The organism is Enterobacter sp. IF2SW-B1 (assembly GCF_001743375.1).
In the GTDB taxonomy this organism is placed as follows: Bacteria; Pseudomonadota; Gammaproteobacteria; order Enterobacterales; family Enterobacteriaceae; genus Enterobacter; species Enterobacter bugandensis.
The window spans coordinates 344,151-365,085 of record NZ_MJAA01000003.1 but is presented as its reverse complement, the minus strand read 5'-3'; the positions used below and the strand labels follow the sequence as shown (position 1 = coordinate 365,085).

Annotated in this window: 17 protein-coding genes; 9 read left to right on the top strand and 8 right to left on the bottom strand. The window is 59.2% G+C overall.

What is annotated here, in order from left to right:
• Positions 1-72 precede the first annotated feature (72 nt).
• The 9 genes from A6013_RS09350 (at position 73) to A6013_RS09310 (ending at position 13,082) form a co-directional block, all read left to right on the top strand.
• A complete protein-coding gene (locus A6013_RS09350; protein WP_069732938.1) occupies positions 73-1,890 on the top strand; it encodes a glycosyltransferase in 1,818 nt (605 codons plus the stop codon).
• Positions 1,887-3,206, top strand: coding sequence for a DUF3131 domain-containing protein (locus A6013_RS09345; protein ID WP_069732937.1), 1,320 nt, complete (start codon positions 1,887-1,889; stop codon positions 3,204-3,206). The genes A6013_RS09350 and A6013_RS09345 overlap by 4 nt, the downstream gene beginning before the upstream one ends.
• Complete coding sequence (locus A6013_RS09340) at positions 3,203-4,750, top strand: DUF3131 domain-containing protein (protein ID WP_028013200.1); 1,548 nt, start codon at positions 3,203-3,205, stop codon at positions 4,748-4,750. The genes A6013_RS09345 and A6013_RS09340 overlap by 4 nt, the downstream gene beginning before the upstream one ends.
• A complete protein-coding gene (locus A6013_RS09335; protein WP_069732936.1) occupies positions 4,735-6,129 on the top strand; it encodes a DUF3131 domain-containing protein in 1,395 nt (464 codons plus the stop codon). Before A6013_RS09340 ends, A6013_RS09335 begins: the two co-directional genes overlap by 16 nt.
• A complete protein-coding gene (locus A6013_RS09330; protein ID WP_028013202.1) occupies positions 6,126-6,551 on the top strand; it encodes a hypothetical protein in 426 nt (141 codons plus the stop codon). The genes A6013_RS09335 and A6013_RS09330 overlap by 4 nt, the downstream gene beginning before the upstream one ends.
• A gap of 11 nt (positions 6,552-6,562) precedes the next feature.
• A complete protein-coding gene (locus tag A6013_RS09325) occupies positions 6,563-9,229 on the top strand; it encodes a response regulator (protein WP_069732935.1) in 2,667 nt (888 codons plus the stop codon).
• Positions 9,226-11,400: a glycoside hydrolase family 2 TIM barrel-domain containing protein gene (locus A6013_RS09320; protein ID WP_069732934.1), complete on the top strand. Its 2,175-nt coding sequence runs from the start codon at positions 9,226-9,228 to the stop codon at positions 11,398-11,400. Before A6013_RS09325 ends, A6013_RS09320 begins: the two co-directional genes overlap by 4 nt.
• 94 nt (positions 11,401-11,494) lie before the next feature.
• On the top strand, positions 11,495-11,782 hold the full coding sequence (locus A6013_RS09315; protein WP_041909918.1) for a VF530 family DNA-binding protein: 288 nt from the start codon (positions 11,495-11,497) through the stop codon (positions 11,780-11,782).
• 7 nt (positions 11,783-11,789) lie between these two features.
• A complete protein-coding gene (locus A6013_RS09310) occupies positions 11,790-13,082 on the top strand; it encodes a glycoside hydrolase family 10 protein (RefSeq protein ID WP_069732933.1) in 1,293 nt (430 codons plus the stop codon).
• A gap of 40 nt (positions 13,083-13,122) precedes the next feature.
• Here A6013_RS09310 and dsbG read toward each other — a convergent pair whose 3' ends face one another.
• The 8 genes from dsbG to A6013_RS09270 all read right to left on the bottom strand — a co-directional run bounded on the left by dsbG (position 13,123) and on the right by A6013_RS09270 (position 20,915).
• Positions 13,123-13,881: a thiol:disulfide interchange protein DsbG gene (gene dsbG / locus A6013_RS09305; protein WP_059357572.1), complete on the bottom strand. Its 759-nt coding sequence runs from the start codon at positions 13,879-13,881 to the stop codon at positions 13,123-13,125.
• A gap of 41 nt (positions 13,882-13,922) precedes the next feature.
• The gene (locus tag A6013_RS09300) at positions 13,923-14,534 is read right to left on the bottom strand and encodes a DsbA family protein (RefSeq protein ID WP_069732932.1); all 612 of its coding nucleotides are present in this window, start codon (positions 14,532-14,534) and stop codon (positions 13,923-13,925) included.
• Between the two features lie 7 nt (positions 14,535-14,541).
• The gene (locus tag A6013_RS09295; protein ID WP_069732931.1) at positions 14,542-16,566 is read right to left on the bottom strand and encodes a protein-disulfide reductase DsbD; all 2,025 of its coding nucleotides are present in this window, start codon (positions 16,564-16,566) and stop codon (positions 14,542-14,544) included.
• A gap of 48 nt (positions 16,567-16,614) precedes the next feature.
• Positions 16,615-16,983: a hypothetical protein gene (locus tag A6013_RS09290; protein ID WP_028013210.1), complete on the bottom strand. Its 369-nt coding sequence runs from the start codon at positions 16,981-16,983 to the stop codon at positions 16,615-16,617.
• Between the two features lie 87 nt (positions 16,984-17,070).
• Positions 17,071-17,631, bottom strand: a complete 561-nt coding sequence (locus tag A6013_RS09285) for an RNA polymerase sigma factor (protein WP_083264082.1) — start codon at positions 17,629-17,631, stop codon at positions 17,071-17,073.
• A gap of 5 nt (positions 17,632-17,636) precedes the next feature.
• The gene (locus A6013_RS09280) at positions 17,637-18,056 is read right to left on the bottom strand and encodes a hypothetical protein (protein ID WP_028013212.1); all 420 of its coding nucleotides are present in this window, start codon (positions 18,054-18,056) and stop codon (positions 17,637-17,639) included.
• Between the two features lie 202 nt (positions 18,057-18,258).
• Positions 18,259-19,809: a methyl-accepting chemotaxis protein gene (locus A6013_RS09275; RefSeq protein WP_069732929.1), complete on the bottom strand. Its 1,551-nt coding sequence runs from the start codon at positions 19,807-19,809 to the stop codon at positions 18,259-18,261.
• A gap of 89 nt (positions 19,810-19,898) precedes the next feature.
• A complete protein-coding gene (locus tag A6013_RS09270; protein ID WP_069732928.1) occupies positions 19,899-20,915 on the bottom strand; it encodes a LacI family DNA-binding transcriptional regulator in 1,017 nt (338 codons plus the stop codon).
• Positions 20,916-20,935 lie beyond the last annotated feature (20 nt).

Below are 20,935 nucleotides of genomic sequence, written 5' to 3'. Positions count from 1 at the left end.
CTTTCGCTTTTGGGCAACTGTCTGCGCAGCAGAATGGGTCTGCATTTTCACGGAATCAGGAACGCCGGAACTATGGATTTTTATTTTTCCCGTTTTGAACATCGTCGTCCTCCGGAACCGTTAACAACACCGCGTTGGGTCATGATGACCTGGCAGGTATTAGCGGTCGCGGCACTTATTCTGGGTGCAAATTATATTTACTGGCGCTGGACCGCCTCCCTGAATACTGACGCACTATGGTATGCCATACCGCTGGTCCTCGCCGAAACGCTGGCGTGGATAGGGACCGTGCTGTTTACCATCAACTTATGGAAAGAACAGGATCCCCCCCAGTGTCCGCCCCCCGGCGAAATTAACGAATGCCTGTTTCCGGAAGAGGCCGTAGAATCTCGTCCTGTTAAAGTGGATTTGTTCATTGCCACCTACTCGGAAGACACCGAGCTGGTCAGGCTGTCCATTCGCGACGCCCTGAAGATGGCCTACCCGTACCCGATTGACTACCGGATCCACGTGCTTGATGACGGCCGCCGCCCGGAGATGAAAGCCGTCTGCGACGAGGAAGGCGTTAACTATATCAGCCGCCAGACCAACATCGGCTTTAAGGCCGGCAACCTGCGCAACGGTCTTGAACAAACCGACGGTGATTTCATTGTTATCTGCGACGCCGATACCCGCGTATTTCCCACCCTTCTCAGCCATACGCTGGGCTATTTTCGCGATCCGGACGTGGCCTGGGTGCAGACGCCGCAGTGGTTCTTCGACCTTCCGGAAGGAGAAAATCTTTCACGCTGGGGCCAGCGAAAAGCCGGAAAAGTGGGCTACGGTCTGGGCTGGCTGATTCAAAAGTGCGTTGGCCCGGTGACCGTAGGCCGCGACCCGTTTTTTAACGATCCGCGCATGTTCTATGACGTGATCCTTCGGCGGCGCAACTGGGCGAACGCGGCTTTCTGCTGCGGCGCGGCCTCCATCCACCGGCGCGAGGCGGTCATGCAGGCCGCGCTGAGAAGCTACGTCTGGTCCGTCGAAGAGGAGATCCATCGCCATACCCGCGACATCCGCAATGAAGAAACCCGCGAAGCGCTGCAGGAGGCGATGCGCCCGCACGTGGCGTTTGACACCGAGCTCACCCCCTACAAATTTCACGTCTCCGAAGATATTTACACCTCGGTGCTGCTGCACGGTGACGCCGCGCGACGCTGGCGCTCGGTCATGCATCCGCGGGTGGAGTCGAAGATGCTCTCTCCGCAGGATATGCTGACCTGGATGATCCAGCGCTTTAAATACGCCGCCGGCTCGCTGGATATTTTGTTCCATGACAATATCTTCAGCCGTCGCCGCTTCCGGCTTTCCCTCCCTCAGACGCTGATGTATGCCACCACCTTCTGGTCTTACATGGCCTGCGTGTGGAACACGGTATTTTTGATTTCGCCCATTATCTATCTGTTCACCGGCATTCCGCCGGTATCCGCATGGTCGACGCCGTTCTATCTCCACTTTCTCCCCTTTTTTATCTTCTCTGAACTGGCGTTTATGTTCGGGACATGGGGGATCTCGGCCTGGGACGGCAGGGCCTCTTACCTCTCCTTCTTTTCCATGAACCTGCGCGCGCTCAATACCGTGCTGCGGGGCGAGCAGATCAAATTTCACGTCACGCCAAAAGAGCGGCAGAGGGGCCGTTTTCTCTACCTGGTGAAGCCGCAGATTGCCATTGTGGTGCTGACCCTCGCAGGGCTTATCTGGGGCGGTATTCAGGTGGCGCGTGGACAGGTGGACGACCCCTCCGGCTACGTCATCAATATTTTCTGGGGAGGAGTGAACATCGCCGCCATGCTGCCGCTGATTTTCGCGGCCATGTGGACGCCCGCCGAAGAGGATGAGGTCACCCAATGAGGATATGTGATGCCCTGCTGCCCGCGCGCAGCTACCTCACCATTTTGCTCGGGTTCCTGCTCGGCTTTGCCATTGTGGTCTGGGTGGAGAAACAGATGCCCACGCGCGTTGAAAGCAGCGGCGGCATCGCGCTCAGCAAAGACTTCCCGCCGCTGCCTGCGAAACGCGCCCTGACCTATGACGAAGCCATCTGGGCGCGGGTCGCCTGGCAATACTACGTGAATAATACCCAGCCAAACGGCCTGCCGAATGCCAGCGACGGTGAACCCTGGCTGAGCCTCTGGAGCGTGGGAAGCTACCTGTTTGCGACCGCTGCCGCAGAGCAGCTCAACATTATTTCCGCCGATGAGTTCGACGAGAGGATCGGTACGGCCCTGTTCGCACTGGGGCAGCTGCCGCTCAACGAGCGAGGCCTCCCAGCCGCGTATTACCATGCCGACACCCTGAAAATCCTCGGCAAACCCGACGCCTCGGCAATTGGGCTGAGCCGCCTGCTGACGGCGCTTCAGACCCTCCTGTGGCGCTATCCTCAGCACGCGGCGGCTATCCACGAGCTCTTCAGCCTCTGGAACACCGGCGCTCTGATTGAACATAACGTCCAAAGCCAGGCGGCCGTGCCGCTCCATAACTGGACGCTGACCGATGACGAACAGCGGGACAGCTTTGGCTACCGTCTCTATGCCAGCCATACGCTGCGCCTGATTGACAGCGCGGCAGGCCTCGCGGTAACCAACCCGCCTGAAGGGCAAAAGATGATCGATCTGGACGGCGTGATGGTGCCGGATGAAGGGCTACGCACGCCCTGGGGCAAGCAAACCTCCCTGATCAGTCTCCCCTACCTGTTAACCGGCCTTGAACTGGGCTTTGACGCGCAGAGCGCTGAGATTGCGTGGCGGATTATGCAGATCCAGCAGCGGCGTCATAGCCTGCGCAGCCCAAAACAGCCTGTCAGCACGGATTACGCCGAACCGGCGCCGGATTACGTCAACGATCTGCCGAACAGGCAGCCGGTACAGGCGCGCAATCTGCGTGACGAGGTGCCGGAGAAAGTGGCAATTACCTCCACCCGCACCGCGTTTGCCTGGTATGCCCTGTTCCGCAACAGCTGGAGCGAAGCGCTGCGCCAGCAGGTTCTGCCGCTTCAGGTACCGGGTAAAGGCTGGCAGCGCGGATTAAATCTCAACAACAGCGTTAATGCCGTCGTGGACGCCGATACCAATGCCATTGTGCTGGAAAGTCTGTCTTACATCGCGCATGGTCAGATGCTCTGTCTGGCCTGCCTCTACACTTCCCCCTCAGCAGGAGCAACGCCATGAAGCCACGATCCCCGATCCTTTTCCACCTGCTCACGGGAATAACGATCTGCTGGCTGGCGTTATCGACCGTGCGTGCGGACACCGAGCTTCCTGCATCAGGTTACTCCCCGCGCAGCGGCGAGCTGACGGTCCGAGAGATGACCATCGCGAAAAACGCCTGGCAGTATTTCGTCACCAACTATCAGCCCACGACGGGCCTGGTGAATGCGGTCAACAAATTTCCCTCCACCACCATGTGGGACAGCGCCTCCTATCTGGCCGCCCTGACGGCGGCGCGCGAGCTCGGGATCATTGATAAAGCGGAATTTGACCGCCGGATGCTGAAATTTCTCGCCACGTTAAACACCCTGGTACTGTTCCGCAACGAGCTGCCCAACAAGGCCTATAACACCATCAGCGCCCAGAAGGTGGACTACACCAACAAGCCCGGCGAAATTGGCTTCTCGGCGCTGGATATCGGGCGAATGCTGGTTTGGCTGAAAATCGTCAAAGAGCGCTATCCGGAATACGGCAACAGCATTGATAACGTGGTGCTCGGCTGGGATTTCAGCCACGCGATCGACCCCTGCGGCACGCTGTACGGGGCCTATCTCGAGAACGGCCAGCCGAAGTACGTTCAGGAAGGTCGGCTGGGCTATGAAGAGTACGGCGCGGCCGGGTTCCAGCTTTGGGGGTTTAATACCTGTAAAGCCAGCCGTCCGCAGCCTTACGAGCTGGCCGAAATCTACTGCGTGCTGGTCCCGTACGATACGCGCGACCCGCGCAACACGTCGCAGCATAACTACGTGGTGACGGAATCCTACCTGCTCTACGGGCTGGAGTTCGGCTTTGATAAACCGACCGACCGGGATAACGCCCCGCGCGACTACTCCCTGACGTGGATGAAAAACTTTGCTGACCGCGTTTATCAGGCACAGGAGAACCGCTATACCATTACCGGCGTCCTCACCGCGCGCTCCGAGCACCAGCTCGATAAGGCCCCTTACTTCGTCTATGACACCGTCTTCAGCGACGGATACAACTGGAACACCATTACCGATAAAGGCCAGTTCGTCCCCAACGCTGCCGCGATATCGCTGAAGGCGGCGCTGGGCATGTGGGTGCTGTGGAACTCCCCCTATACCGACCGCCTGCTGAATACCATTGAGAATGCCAACGAAGAGGGAAAAGGCTACTACGAAGGGCTGTATGAAAACGGTGACGGCCCGATCAAAGAGTTCACCGCGAACAATAACGGCATCATGCTGGAAGCCCTGCTGTTCAAGAAAGAGGGAAAACTGCTGGCCTTCAACACCGACAACCCAAAGAGCAAGGATTTTGCCCCCTCGCTGTGGGATCGCAAGCTGCTCGATCAGTTTGAAGAGAACAACGCGCTGCGCAGCCGTCCGTTCCTTAGCAGCACACCGGCCATAAAAAGCTGGTGCGACCGGACCGGCGTCACGCAGCGAACCAAACCCGCCTGTCAGGCCTGTCAGTGCGCGTCATGCAGCGTGGACGAGCCCGTTAAACTGCCTCCGGTGACTGCGCAATGCTTAAAACCTTAGCCAGAGGGCTCGCGGGATTACTCCTTGCAGGCGGGGTCATCTTTGCCCTGTTTGGCCATCAGGGAGCAGGCTGGCGCTGGCTAATCCACGGCGGCTGGCACTCCAGCGCGCGTATCGCCGCCCTGACGCCGGAAGAGCAGACGTGGGCGACGATCGCCTGGCGCTATTTCGTCAATAATACCCAGCCGCAAACGGGCCTGGTCAACGGGAGCGACAAACAGCCCCGCGTCACGCTCTGGCAAATGGGCGATACGCTTATCGCCCTGCTGGCGGCAAAAGAGCTGGGGCTGATTGAGGACGCGGAGTATGACGCTCGCTTAACCCGTCTCATGGGCACCCTTAACCGCCTGATGCTGACCGATGCCCGAACGCCGGGTCGACTCTATTCCAGCCAGACGGCGACGCCAGTCGACTTTAGCGGCAAGCCCAGCAAAAACGGCTGGTCCGCGCGCGACATGGCGCGTCTGATGCTCGCCCTGCGCCTTACCGCAGAGCGGGAGCCGCAGTACAGCGAATACCTGGATAAAATTATCCTGCGCTGGAATTTCTGCCCGGTCATCGATAGCGAAGGCGAGCTATGGTCCTCTTCCCTGCAAAACGGTCAGCCGGTCGTGCGGGAGGAACTGCGGCTGGGCGAAAGTGAATATGCCGCGACGGCGTTTCAGCTGTGGGGATTTTCCCCGGATAAAGCGTTTACGCCCCCGGCGCACCACGTCATCATCGCCCAGCGGCGTCTGGCCGTCGATGCCCGCGATCCGCGCACCACGTGGCAGCCCTCTCTGATTACCACCCTTCCCTATATGCTGCCGGGCCTGGAGTTTGGCTGGGAGCCAGAAGGCGTTGCGTCCGATCTGCAACAGCGTCTGCGCAAGCAGGCCGAAAACGTCTGGCTGAGCCAGAAGACCCGCTGGGAGACCGATAAAATCCTGACGGCCAGGGCAGATTTCACGCTCTCTCAGGCGCCCTGGCATATCCAGGATACCGTCTGGGGAAATGGCTATGCCTGGAACTCTGTCGGAGACGATGGCCGGGACTACACCCGTTTCGCACAGGTATCGACCAAAGCGGTTTTTGCCCTGTGGGCCCTGTGGGACACCCCGTACACCGACGTGCTGATGACGGTCACCAAACACCTTAACGATCCGCAGAAAGGCTGGTATGAAGGCCGTCAGGAAGCCACGGGCGATACCAACGCTGCCTTAACCCTCTCGACCAACGCCACGGTGCTGGAAGCCCTCTTCTTTAAACACAACGCCGGGCCTCTTTTTGACGTGCGTCGGTCGAAGAAAGAGAGCTACTTCTCACGCCGTCTGGCGGAGCAATACACGCCCATCGGACACTGTCTGCCGGGCGAAAGCACCCTAAGGAGGACGCCGTGAAGTTCTATCGCGATCTGTTTGAATCCAGTCTGAACCGCGTCTTTCCGAATAATGAAAAAACCGCGTTTTTTCAGACGTTCTATGACGCCTTCGTCCATATGTCACCCGAAACCGAGGCACATTTTTCTCGTCTGCCGGATCGGGAGGGCCAGCAGACCCTGTTTAAAAGCTTCTTCGCCATGCTTGCGGTCGACGGCGCCCTGATCGTCCCTGATTTTCTCGAGCGCCTGGCGCGGGAGCAAAGCGACGACGGCCTCCACCTTCCCCCGCGGTTTTTTGCCCTTTGGCGCGAAGCGATGTTGAACGCGGTGAGCCTGCGCGATCCGCAGTGCGACGATGAGATCCTCACCGCCTGGGCCATGGCGATCGCGCCCGGGCTGGAATACCTTCGCCGACAGGCAGAACTGCACTACCGCGCGTAGGGGGAATCACGATGAGTTCATTCACGTACGATCTTAACGCGCTGCCGGCCGCCGTCATGATTTATGACCGTAATGAATGCCTGCAGGCCTGGAATCACAACGTTGCCCTGTTTTATCCGGTCATAACCCCGTGGCTGACGGTGGGAACCACTCTTGAAGCGCTGGCGGAACGCTTTATCGACGCCGTTTACAACGTCGATCCCGGCCTGCGCCAGACGCTGCGCGAGTCGATCGTGCGCAACTGTCGGCAGGATAAACACTGCGAGGTGCGCCAGGCGGGCCAGCGGCGGATCTTCGTCCAGCATCAGCGGCTTGCGGACGGTGGTATTGTCAGCCTGCACAGCGATGTTACGGAGCTGGATGAAGCGCAGCGCGCGCGCCACCAGCTGCATGACGACTTTCTGCTGACGGCGGAATCCATTCATATCGGGATCTGGGACTGGCAGGTTTCCGGCGACACGCTGCAGGTCAACGATACCCTGCTTGCCATGCTGGGCCAGTCGCGCACACAGTGGCGATATCCGGTGCGTTTTCTCCTCAATCAGGTCCACGAGGACGATCGCGCAGCGCTACGCAAGGCGCTGCACGCTTCGAAGCAGGATCATCGTCCGGTCTTTGAATGTGAAATTCGCGTGCATCACCCTACCGAAGGACTGCGCTGGATGCTGCTGTCCGGCCAGGTGGTTACGCTCTCCATTGAGGGAAACGCAGAGCGCGTTATTGGCACGCTGCAGGATATTACGCGGCGCAAAGAGGCTGAAATTCAGGCGTTCGCCTCGGCCATTGAGGCACAAAAAGCCAATGAGGCAAAAAGCGCGTTCCTGGCGAATATGAGCCATGAAATTCGTACCCCTATGAACGGCATTATTGGCATGACCCAGCTGTGCCTGGATACGTCTCTGAGCGCCGATCAGCGCGACTATCTGACCCTGGTGATGAGCTCTGCCCAGTCTCTGCTGCATATCATCAACGATATTCTCGACTTTTCCCGAATTGAAGCCGGCAAAGTGGAGCTGGAGTCGGAACCCGTACCTGTCCGCCCCTTTATTCAGTCGCTCATTCGCCCGCACATGCCGGGGGCGAGCGAAAAAGGCATCGAGCTGCTGGTTGATATTGCGCCCGACGTTCCCGACGTGCTGCTGGTTGACGGCGCGCGGCTGCGCCAAATCCTGACCAATCTGCTGGGCAACGCGCTGAAATTTACCCATCAGGGAGAAGTGATCCTGGTGGTTGAGCCCGGCGATAGCGCGAATCGATGGCGTTTTCGCGTGCGCGACAGCGGCATTGGCATACCGGCAGATAAGCAGAAGGCCATTTTTGAAGCCTTCAGCCAGGCGGATAACTCAACCACCCGCCGCTATGGCGGTACGGGGCTCGGGCTAACCATCTCGGCAAGACTGGTTGCGGCCATGGGGGGCGAATTAACGGTCTCCAGCGAGCCGGGAAAAGGAAGCGAATTTTCGTTCTCGCTGCCGCTGGCGGCGCAGCCCCTTGCGCCCGGAGAGCGCCCACATAGCCAGCGCTTTAACGGTGAATCCGTACTGGTGGTTGATGATAACGCGACCAACCTGCGACTGATGGCAGCGATGCTCAGCCAGATGGGACTGAAACCCACCTGCGTTAACAACGCCAGCGAGGCCATTGACCGGGTTAGAACGGGAACGGCGTGGCCCCTGATCCTGCTGGACGCGCAGATGCCGGATATGGACGGCGTGTCTCTGGCCCTTGAGCTTTCGGTTCTGCCGCAGGTTGCTGAAAGTCATATCATCATGCTGAGCTCCATGAGCCGACATTTTGATATCAATATGCTGAAGCGGATCGGAATCAAGAACTATCTGCATAAGCCTATCGCCCAGGATGAATTACATCAGGCGATTGCCGCCGCGTTTGAACGTTCGCCAGCACCCGTGGGTGAAAGCACGCCCACGCCTGTCGCCTCGCCTGCAGCCACGGGACTGCGGATCCTGCTGGCTGAAGATAATCTGGTCAACCAGAAGGTCGCCGCGCGCCTGCTCGAGCGGCTCGGCCATAGCTGTCAGATCGTCGACAATGGCGTCGCGCTGCTGGAACGCTGGCGCGCGGATACGTGGGACGTTTTACTGATCGACCTTCAGATGCCAGAGATGGACGGTGAGACCGCCATTCGCCTGCTTCGTGAAGAAGAGCAGTCCCGGCCCGGACCGCCTCAACCCACCGTCGCCATGACCGCACACGCCATGCAGGGGGATAAAGAGCGCTGCCTGAATATGGGGTTCGACGGCTACATTGCCAAACCCATCAGCCAGGAGCGTCTCGCTGAAGAGATTGCCCGCGTGCTCCAGCACCACGAAGACGCCTCCGGTTTTCCGGATGAAGCACGCCTGCTGAAGCAGTGCGCTGACGATCCCACCCTGGTACAGGAGCTGCTGGCCCTGTTTGGCGAAGGGCTAAATGAAGCAATCAAAACCATTACCCAGGCGATCGACAGCAACGACCGCGAGGCGCTGCGACGCGCGGCCCACAAGCTGCGCGGAGAAGCCGTCACCCTGGACTTCAGCACGCTCGCACAGCAGCTGCAGGTGCTGGAAAGCGACGCGCATACGCTGGATGGGCGCCAGCTTGCGGCCCTGAAAGAAAATCTTCGCCAGGAATCGCTGCGCCTGATGGCGTGGCTCAACGCGCGCGGGGTAAACAAATGAACGCTCGCAACTGCACGCTGCTCGTTGCCCTGTTGACCACCCACGCGGTGGCGAACTCTGCGCCGGTCAGCTGGTCTCTGGCCGGAGAATGGCAGGTTCAGGATGCCAATGACAGCGCACATCCTGCCGCATCAGGCTGGCACCCGCTTCAGGTTCCTGCCAACTGGTACAGCGCCGGGTACGATCATCAGGGCGCGCTGTGGTACAGGCACGCGTTTACCCTGCCCGTGCAGCCCCCCGACGTGATGAGTACCTTGGTGTTTGACGGCGTCGATTACCTGGCAGAGGTGACCCTGAACGACCAGCCGCTGGGCAAGCATGAGGGCTACTTTCAGCGCTTTTCGCTGGACGCCAGCCCGGCGTTACAACGTCACAATCGGCTCATCGTCAGGGTAGACAGCCCCTACGAAGATCCGCACAAGATCTGGCCTTTGCATAAAACGGTCATGAAGGGGGTTCTGAATCAGCATGATACGCGTCCCGGTGGCGCCTGGTCGCCGGAAGGACAGGACGCTAACTCGGGCGGCATCTGGGCACCGGTCCGGCTGCACCTTAGCCGGGGCGCTACCCTTGATGAGACCATCCTGCGGCCCGACTGGTCGCAGGGGCTGACTCGCCCGACGCTAAAAGCGGAGATTCGCTACCGCGCGCTCGGTCAGGGCCCGGCGACCGTGCGGCTCACCGCCACGCCCGCCAACTTCAGCGGCAGGCCCTATCAGGCTGACTTTCCGGTTACTCTCGAAAGCGGTGCCCATTCCGTGCAGGTGACGCTGCCCATGCCGAAGGCAAAGCTGTGGTGGCCCGTCGGTACCGGAAAACCCCACCTGTATAACGTTCGCGTGGCGTTGCGGGATGCAAACGGCTTAATGGACACGGCGGTAACCCGCACCGGGCTGCGCAAAATCGTCGAGCAGCCCGACAATAAGGGCTGGCTCATAAACGACAGGCGCCTTTTTATTAAGGGCAGCAATTACATCGGTTCCCCCTGGCTCGGTACCATGACGCGGAAAAAATACCGACGCGACCTTCGTCTGGTGGAAGCCATGAACGCCAACGCCATACGCGTGCACGGACACGTTGCCGGACGTGCGTTGTATGACGTGGCCGATGAGATGGGCATGATGATCTGGCAGGATGTTCCGCTGCAGTGGGGCTACAACAACAGTGCGGCTTTCACGGAAAATGCGGTTCGACAGACGCGGGAGATGATCGAACAGTTTGGCAATTCGCCCGCCATCATCGTCTGGGGCGGGCATAACGAACCGCCGTGGAATTCGCCGTGGATGGAAAAACGCTTCCCGGACTGGAATAAAGATCTGAATCGCGAGCTCACGAAGCGTGTAGCGGATACGCTTGCCGAAGATACCTCCCGCATCGTGCACCGCTTCTCCGCCGTTGAGGAGCATTACTGGGCGGGCTGGTACTTTGGCACCGTACGCGACCTGCTGGCACCAGCCAAAACGGGGATCATCACCGAGTTCGGCGCGCAGGCGCTTCCCCGCCTGTCAACGCTAAAAACCATCATCCCGGCGGCGTCGCTCTGGCCAAAAACGACCGCCGCCGACGATCCCGGCTGGACCGTCTGGAAATACCATAATTTTCAGCCCTTCCAGACCTTTAAGTTCGCCGGTATTTCGCGCGGGAAGAATATTCAGGCGATGATTCGCAATACCCAGGCGTACCAGTCTCAGCTGGTGGCCACGGCGGCCGAAAGCTATCGCCGACAGCGATACCAGCCGGTGACGGCCCTGTTCCACTTTATGTTTGTGGAAACCTGGCCCTCCATCAACTGGGGCGTAGTGGACTACCTTCGTAAACCTAAAGCCGGGTTTTACGCGCTCCAGCGCGCATACCAGCCTGTTTTGCCGTCCATCGAACCGGTCACCGCGCAGTGGCAATCCGGCGCGGCGGCGACCGTGCGTCTGTGGGCCATCAACGACACCTGGAAACCGTGCAGCGAATGCCGCCTGACCTGGCGTATCACGCAGCGCGACAAGGTGCTGGCTAAAGGCACGACGACGATGACGATCGCAGCAGACTCGGGAACGATGGTCAAAACGCTGACGGCTACGCCCGTGAGCCAGGACGACGTGTCGATTCGGTTTACGATTGAAAACAGCGCGGGAAAAATTGTCGGTGAAAATCAGCGCACGGAGTCCGTCATAAAGTGAGCGAGGGGAAAAGGAAAATTGCCGCTTCCCCTGCTTTCTTGTACCCTTTCAGCGTTTACCCCAATCCCCAAAAAATCGAGACATCCGGACGCCTATGACTGCACACATTTCCAAAGATCCTTTACATGGCGTAACGCTGGAGATGATGGTCAACGCCCTGGTGGCGAAGTATGGCTGGAGCGAATTGGGCGACCGCATCAAAATTAACTGTTTCAGAAAAGATCCCAGCGTTAAATCGAGCCTGAAATTCCTGCGCCGCACCCCGTGGGCGCGCGCGGAAGTTGAAGCCCTGTATCTGGACTCCCTCAACGATGAGGAAAGCGCAGAACAGGCGGCGCCCGCCTTTAATCCCTGGGCTAACAGTCGGATTATCAAGAGCTAATACGCAAATGACGCGACACGTAAAACGGATCGGTGCGCTGGCTGCCTGCGCGCTTTTACTTGTAAGCTGCTCCTCAAAACCACCTAAATCACTGGTTACCCCTCTTCCCACCGCCAGCAAACCAACGCAGCAGGCAAACGAGCCGATGCGCGGGGTCTGGCTGGCGACCGTCTCTCGTCTCGACTGGCCGCCGGTGGCCTCGGTGAATGGCCACAGCGCCGACCAGCGCATCACCATGCAAAAGCAGGCGCTGATCGGCAAGCTCGACAACCTTAAGCGCCTCGGCATCAATACGGTATTTTTCCAGGTGAAGCCGGACAGCACCGCGCTCTGGTCATCAAAAATTCTACCGTGGTCAGATATGCTGACGGGCAACATCGGCGAATATCCGGGTTACGACCCGCTGCAATTTATGCTGGATGAAGCGCACAAGCGCGGCATGAAGGTCCATGCCTGGTTTAACCCATACCGCGTGTCGACCAACACGAAGCCATCAACCATCGCCGCCCTGAACCGGACTTCATATCTGACCCCGTCCAGCGTCTATGTTCAGCACCCGGAATGGGTACGCGTCTCCGGCGATCGTTTTGTTCTCGACCCGGGCATTCCCGAAGTGCGTGACTGGATAACCAAAGTGGTGACCGAAGTGGTGGCGAACTACCCGGTAGACGGCGTGCAGTTTGATGATTACTTTTACGCTGAATCGCCGGGATCCGCGCTCAACGACGCGCAAACCTGGCGGCAGTACGGCCAGGGATTTGCCTCAAAAGCCGACTGGCGCAGACACAATACGCAGCAGTTGATCGTGCAGGTGTCCCGTGCGATCAAGCAGACCAGGCCCAACGTGGATTTTGGCGTCAGCCCGGCGGGCGTGTGGCGGAACCGCTCCTTTGACCCGGCGGGTTCGGACACGCGCGGCGCCGCGGCCTACGATGAATCCTACGCCGATACGCGTCAGTGGGTGCAGCAGGGCCTGCTGGACTACATTGCCCCGCAGATATACTGGCCCTTCTCCCGGGACGCCGCGCGCTACGACGTGCTGACCAAATGGTGGGCCGACGTCGTCAAGCCGACCCACACCCGCCTGTACATCGGCATTGCGTTCTACAAGGTGGGCGAACCGTCGAAGAATGAGCCGGACTGGACGGTTCAGGGCGGCGTGCCGGAGCTAAAAAAACAGCTCGACCTTAACGATTCGCTGCCCAACGTGAACGGCACCATCCTGTTTCGGGAAGATTACCTGAACCAGCCGCAGACCCAGCAGGCGGTGAACTACCTCAAAGGACGCTGGGGTAGCTAAGTGACTATCAGGCAGAAACGCCCCGTTTCTGCCTGATTTATTACGGCTTCGGCCCGAACATTGCCTCAAGCTGCTGCGCGTCCGGCATACCGACCACCTGCTGCAACTCGTTTTCCGCATTCAGATAGTAAATGGCCGGCGTGGCGTTTGCGCCCAGGCTGTCCATCAGCGCCTGATGTTTTTGCAGGATCGCTACCGTTTCGCGGGAAGCGTCCCCTTCAGGTTTTGGCAATTTTTTCCCACCGGAAAGCTCGTATTCGCGCCAGGCCGAAACCGGATCTTTCGCATTCAGGATCGCAGAGGCGTTGCGCCCGCTGTTGGGGTTAAGAAACGCCACCAGCAGCGTGTTGAGCTGAACCTTGCCCGCCTTCACCCACGGCTGCGCTTCGGCCCAGAACTGCTTGCAGTACGGGCAGAACGGATCGGCGAAGACAAAGACCTTACGCGGGGCGTTATCTGCCCCTTCCTTCAGGGGATGCGCCGCGTTGAGGTTCTTCCACATCTCGCGTCCCATCGGAGCGTAGATCTCTTTCTGGAAATAGCCTTCGCTGAGGTTTTTTCCTTTGTCATCGTACAGATAGCCCGAAATGACGTGCTTGCCGTCCGGCGTTAAAAACAGCGTCACGCCCATGTCCTGATATTGCCCCAGCCAGGCCGGTGCGCCGCCGGGGGCATCCAGTTTCTTAATGATTTTGATCTGCTGCTGCTCGCTGAACTGCTTCACCACATCCGGTATGGCATCAGCGGCCTGGGCCAGCCCTGAGGTCGCCAGCGCCGAAAGTAACAGTAATTTTTTCATTTCCCTCTCCGGTTTGTCGGGGGCATTCCGCCCCCTTCAGGTTAGCGGTTTTTCAGTGCGTCACTGACCATTTCGTCGAACTGTTCAAAAGGAACCCAGCCGGGCAGCAGCCCTTCGCCGATAAGCGTGGCGGGCGTGCCCTGAATTCCCATTTTTTCCGCGACGATCAGGCTGCGTTTGATCGACACCATGCTCTCATCATCCGGCGCGCTGACGCTCACCCCCGCGCGCTTTTGCGCCTCCTGAATGCTGGCGTCATCGTGGTATCCCTTTTTGGCCATCAGGGTATGGTTAAATTTCATAAACTGCTCGGGATCCGCGCGCCAGACGGTTAACGCGTCGCGCGCGGCGGTCAGCGAACTTTCCGAGCGGAAAGGTAAAAACTTAAAGACCACCGCCACATCAGGGTGTTTTTCGACGATCTTCTCCAGGTAAGGATCGAATTTCTTACAGTACGGGCAGTTATAGTCGGTAAACACCACCAGGGTGAGCTTTGGATTTTTCGCGCCAATACGCGGGGAATCCGGATCGTTAAACAGGAAATCAGCGATCATCTTCTGCGCGCGCTGTTCCTGGTCCGGAGTCAGCGGCTGGGCTGCCATGACCTGAGCCGAGGCCAGCAGGAGCATAAGCGTAATAAAGAATTTTTTCATGACACAGTTAGCCTTTTGCGTTGTTCAGGGTGGTGACCAGGGTGCGCTTGTCCAGCAGCGGCGAGAGGATTTCGCCATCAGGCGTGCCGGGTCCATAGACCTCATTAAAGGGAATGGCGTAGCGGTTTCGCTTCGCGAGAAACTCCGCGATAAGCGCGGAGGGCTGGCTCCAGTCTCCGCGCAGGGCCACCACGTCCGGCTGACTCAGCGCGGCAATAACGTCCGGCTGACGCAGTACCCGGTGCTCGTTAACTTTGCAGGTCACGCACCAGTCCGCCGAGATATCCACAAACACCCGTTTCCCCTGCGCCAGAGCCTGCTCAATGGCCTCCTCGCTGAGCGGCTGCCACGGGATGGTCTGTGCAACGCTTTGCGTGGTGGCGTCAGACGGTGAGTTGAGCAACCCGCGCAGCTGATACCCGCCGAACACCGACAGCGCGATGACCACGACCCAGAACAACGGCGAGGAGGTTTGCCCCTTCTTCGCGAACAACGCCAGCGCGATAACGATCAGCACCAGCATCACGATCTGGCTGACCGCCTCGCCGAGATGCAAGCTCAGCAGGGTGACCAGCCAGAGGCTGGAGGCCAGCATCATCAGGCCCAGGATCGTTTTGAGCGTGTTCATCCAGCGGCCGGGTTTTGGCAGCAGCATGGCCGTTTTCGGCACCAGGGCCACAAACAGCCACGGCAGGCTCATGCCCACGCCCAGCATCAGGAAGATAAGCCACAGGGCGTGCAGCGGCGCGCCAAGGGCAAAGGCAACCGCCGTGCCGAGGAACGGCGCGGAGCACGGCGTGGCAAGCAGCGTGGCGAACATCCCTTCGCAGAAACTGCCACCAAGCCCTGTGCCCCCTGCCGTTGCCAGCCGCCCGGCGGCGGCAGAAGGGAGCAGCATCTCAAACGCCCCAAACAGGTTTAGCGCAAAAAGGAAGGTCACGGCGACCATCAGGCCGATAAACCACGGGTTCTGGAACTGAATGCCCCACCCCAGCGACGCCCCGGTCAGCTTAAGCGCGGTCACCATCGCGGCCAGCAGCGCAAAGGAGGTGAGGATCCCGGCGCTGGTGGCCAGGAAGCGCAGCCTGATGGCGCGCCTGTCCGATCCCGCCTGCAGGATGCTGTTAAGCTTCATGCCCATCACCGGCAGCACGCAGGGCATCAGGTTCAGGATCAGCCCGCCAAGCAGGGCAAAAAGCACCATTTTACCCGTTCCTTCAGGCGCGGAAGGCTCTGCGGGAGTTGCCCCAACGGTCATGGTGGTTTGCTGCGCGTTACCGCCATTGGTCAGCACAAACGACAGCCTCTTGCCTTCCAGCGAGGCGGGTTTATCGCCCCATTCGTCGGTCACGGGTACCGTCACCCGAAGCGTGTTGCCGTCGTGCTTAATGGCCGGCTCGCCGGGCAGAATGTCACCCTCCAGCGGGTCAAAGTAGATCCCCGGATTGTTCCACTTCCCGTCCGTCGTACCGGTAATCACCAGCTTGTCGCCGGATAGCCATGCGGAAAGATCTGCGGATACGCCTGACGTACCGGGCACGGCGCGCATCGCTTGTTCGAACTCGCTACGGAAGCCCTCATCCACCGGCTGGGTAAAATCGAGATGCAGCGGGTAGTCCGTCAGCAGGCAGACGTTGCTGCAGGTGGAGAGCGTGAGCGTTCCATTGAGCGCGTCGCTCTTCACCCCGTCGAGAACGATCGGAATCGTGACCTTATCGTGATACCCCTGCGTGGTCATGCCGGAGATATCGAAGCGCGAAGGAACCGGCCAGGACCAGCTGTCCGTTACGCCTTCCGGCCAGCTGATTTTTGGCGCGACGCCACCCTCGCCCGGCGATCGCCAGTAGGTTTTCCAGCCGGGCTTTAGCTCAACGGTAAGCAGGCCCTTAATGTGCGTTTGTTCCCTCTCCGCCTGAAAGCGGATGCGGGCGTGATCGTTTTGTGGGGAGACCAGCCAGCCGGTGTCTGCCGCATGGGCAATGCCGATGCAGGACAGCCACAGGAGGACGAATCCCCTGAAGAGATTAACCATGTATTACTCCGTGAACAGTGAAAAATTATCGTGTGGTGACGATGATTTTCATTCACGGAAAACGCAGTTTTTAAGGTGTATTCGGGGAGGCGGTGCCTGAACCGGCTGTTCCGCGGGAGCGAATGCCCGCCCTTGCGTCAGCAGCTGTAACAGCGCGAAGAAGATAATGATAGCCGGCAGCGCGCCGTCGAAGAACAGCGGCTGGGCACAAAGAAGCGACTGGGCGCCCAGCTGGCAGGGCGATGGCCCGGACTGCTCGGTGCTACTTTGGGTTGGGGCATCTGCACTCAGTGAAATCTGCGGATCCAGTCCCTGTAAAAAATGGTTGAGCATCACCGCACGCTGCACGAGGCAAATCGCCATCGCGAGACAGGTGATGATCAAAAGCCATTTTCCGAGGAGCTGACGGTTGCGCATAATATTCCAGAGTAACAAGACGCCCCGATCATAAACGATAGTGATGAATCTACAAGTGCCGGAAGTGTAAGGTTTTGTCTGTCGCCGCTATTCCCCCGTCAGCGCGTCGTAGATATCCCGCAGCCTCGTGCGCAGAAACAGCACCGCCTTGTGCTTGCGGGATAGAAGCGCCTGCTCGCTGGCCCCCGTCTCCTCTGCCAGCATTTTAATGCTGTAGCCGTGGAGTTCGGTCTTTTCAAACACCTCCCGCTGCGGTGGCGGGAGTTCAGACAGCGCCTGCCCCAGCTCTTCCCACAGCAGCGTTTTGAGATACTCCTCCTCCGGCGTTTGCGGTACGCCGAACAGGGTTTCGGCCAGCTCGTCTTCCGGAAAACCCTCGTCATCTTCGCCCGTAAAATAGCCGGAGAGCGACACCTCGCGCTTTTTGCGCGCCCGGTCTGTCATCTCGTTACGCGCCGCGCGGAACAGCCAGGCGGCGACGTTTTCGACCGGTTGCTCCACTTTCATCAGCTGATACGTGACTTCCTGCAAAATGTCGTCGGCATCATCGCGAACGGACGTCCGTCCGCGAATGAAGGCTTTCAGCCGGGCGCGGCAGGCGTTGAGCGCCGACATCAGCATGGATCCGCCCGCCTCCCCGGCTTTCATTTCGCTCACTCTGCTTCCGGCGTTTTGGGCGCGGCGTCATCGCGCTTATCGTCACGATGACCGTGCCAGCCGCAGTGACCGCGACCGTGACGACCAAAGCCTTCGCGACGCTGCTGAATAAACGCCTCGCGCTGCTCGGGCGTCATGTTCATCCAGCGCTCGTGCATCCGCCGGTGCGCGCCAAACATCCCCGGGCGGAAACCTAACCCGCCAAACAGAATGCGGCTCAGCACCAGAATCCCCAGCGCCTGCCAGAAACCAATGGCCTTCACGCCGAGGATCGCCGGGAGCAAGGCGTTCCACAGGGACATCACCAGCAGACCGAGCACGATGAAAATCACCGCGCCGATGACTAAGCCCTTGCCCATACGGTGGCGCCCGAATCCGCGCCCGTGACCTCTGCCGTGCATTTCAAAATCTCTCATGGTGTTTACCTCGTTTGCAGTAACTGATTATGGCTTGTGATGAGGTAGACGGATGAGGGAGGGAAATATTGCTGAGGTGAATGAAATAATTACTCTGGCCGCACATTCGCGGTTATTGCCCGGCGGCGCGCTGACGCTTGCACGGGCCTACAGGTTTCGTAGGCCGGGTAAGCGTCAGCGCCACCCGGCACGTGTCAAAGACTTACGCCTGCACCGGCAACCTAAAACTCGCAATACTCCGCGAAAGCTGCTGCGCCTGCTCCTCCAGCGACGCCGCTGCCGCCGCGGACTGCTGCACCAGCGCGGCGTTCTGCTGGGTCACGCCATCCATCTCGGTTACCGCCTGCCCGACCTGGCCGATCCCGCGGCTCTGCTCTTCGGAGGCGACGGAGATCTGCTCCATCAGCGTATTCACCTTATTCACCGACGAAATAATCGAATCAATCACCTCGCCCGAGCGGCTGACCAGCTCCGCACCGTTTTTGACGCTGGAGACCGACTGCGCGATCAGGCTTTCGATATCTTTAGCCGCCACCGCGCTTTTCTGCGCGAGAGTGCGCACTTCGCTGGCCACCACTGCAAAACCGCGGCCCTGCGTACCGGCGCGCGCCGCTTCAACCGCCGCGTTAAGTGCCAGAATGTTGGTCTGGAAGGCGATGCTGTTGATCACGCTGGTAATGTCTTCGATGCGCTTCGAGTTCGCCGCGATGGTGTTCATCGTGTCGATGACTTCGCGGGTCACCGCTTCCCCGGTGTGGGCATTGTTCACCGCGTCCTGCACCAGTTTTCCGGCCTGATAGACATTATCGGTATTGTTCGCCACCGTCGCGCTCAGCTCCTCCATGCTCGCCGCCGTCTGGGTCAACGCGGAAGCCTGCTGCTCGGTACGCGAAGCCAGATCGATATTCCCGGCGGCAATCTCCTGCGCCGCGTGCGTCACGGTATGGCTCGCATCGCGCACCTGGGCGATGGTCGCCAGCAGTGCCTGACGCATCTGCTCCATCGAACCCATCAGGTGGTCGATTTCGTTGCTTGAACTCCCCTTCACCGGCACCGGAACATCCAGCTTGCCAGCTGCAATCTGGCTGCAGTGCTCGCGCGCCAGGTTGACCGGGGCAAAGACAAAGCGCTTCATGAAGATGCTGACTGCAACGATCACCACCACAAACAGGCAGGCAATAACGGCAATCATCACCAGGCCGGAGACGAAATTGCTGCTCGCATCCTCGTTCAGGCTTTTGGCGTATTTCTGGTGGACCGAAAGCACCTGGTCGAGAATGATTTCGTACTGACGATCGAGACGGGAAACTTCCGGGATCAGCGCGTCAAATTTGGCGACATCGTGCGCCGCAGCGGCATCGATCAGCGGCGCCAGCCCCTGGTTGCGGTAGTTTTGCCAGGCGTCCTGATAGGCACTCACCATCGGTGCTTCATCCGTCAGACGCGGCGAAGCCATAAACGCCGCAAAGGCATTGTCCGCTTTGGTCAGCGCCTCTTTCACTGCGGCAAGCTTTGCAGACTCGTCCGCCGCGTTGCCCGCTTCCACCATCTTCACGTACTCCATCACCCGCACGCGTAGCGTACGGCTGTGGTTGATGGGGTCAATAATCGACAGCACCACCTGGATCTCTTTGTTTACGTTATCCAGCGAGTTATTACTTTTAATGATGAGGCCAACGCTCGTCACGGTGCTGACGATAAAGAATAAAAGCAGCGAGAACAGGACAATCAGGGACGACTTTTTCAACGACATAAACCAATACCTCAAGGAGAATTATTCCTTATGGTTATCGGCGCTTCCAAAACTTAAATTAATTAAAGTTATTGATATATCGCCTGGGGCTATACCGCTGACTTATAGCGCCGCTGCAGGGTGGCATCCAGCTTGCGCTGCAATGGCTGCGGCGTCTCCCCTTCGATCAATTTGCCAATCAGATCAAAGCAGTGCCACGCCAGTTGGCGGTTGTCCTGACGAATGGTATCCACCGGGATCGTCAGTGAATCGTAGAGATAGTGATCGTCAAAGCTGGCTAATCTGATATCGCTTTGCAACAGGTTATGCTGGCCCATATAGCGCAGCACCCCTTCCAGCAGCCCGCAGGCGGCGGTGAAAAGCGCTTTTGGCGGACGCCCCAGGCGGGCGCAGAGTTCGGCAAACATCTCGTATCCGGAGCTCGGGTGATAGTTGCCGTGAATGATCCACTCGGGGCGAAGCTCCACGCCGGCCTCTCGCAGACCTTGCTTAAAACCGTCCAGACGGTCGCGCGTCGGAGACAGGCGCGGCTGGCCGCCGAGGAAGTAGAATTCATTCGGATGCTGGCGCGCAATGTCCGCTACCAGCGCCGCTGTCGGGGAAATGGAGTCGGTGATCACCAGCGGCAGCGCGCTGTCGTACATGTGCCGGTCAAAAAGCACCACGGGCAGCTGCTCGCTGAGCTTCAGGTAGTCCGCATCGTTCAGCATGCTGGAGGCCACAATCAGCCCGTCCACCTGACGCGCTACCATATTGTTCACCACCACCGTCTCCTGCCCCGGATTTTCATCGCTGCAGGAGATAAGCAGCTGAACGCCGGCCTCGCGGCACAGCGTCTCCAGCTCGTGAGAAAAGACGGCGAAACCGTAGTTGGTGATCTCAGGAACGACAAGACCAATGGTGTGGCTGCGGTTATCGCGCAGCGAGCGAGCGTGAATGCTGGGCTGATAGTGGTGCTCTTTTGCAATCGCCAGCACGCGCTCGCGCGTCTCTTCCGCCACGCGAAGCTCTTTGCTGCGCCCGTTCAGGACGAGGCTGGCGGTGGCTTTTGACACACCCGCCAGCTCCGCGATGTCTTTTATGGTGACGCGTTTTGTTTTTCTCACAACGACTTAGATCCGGCTGC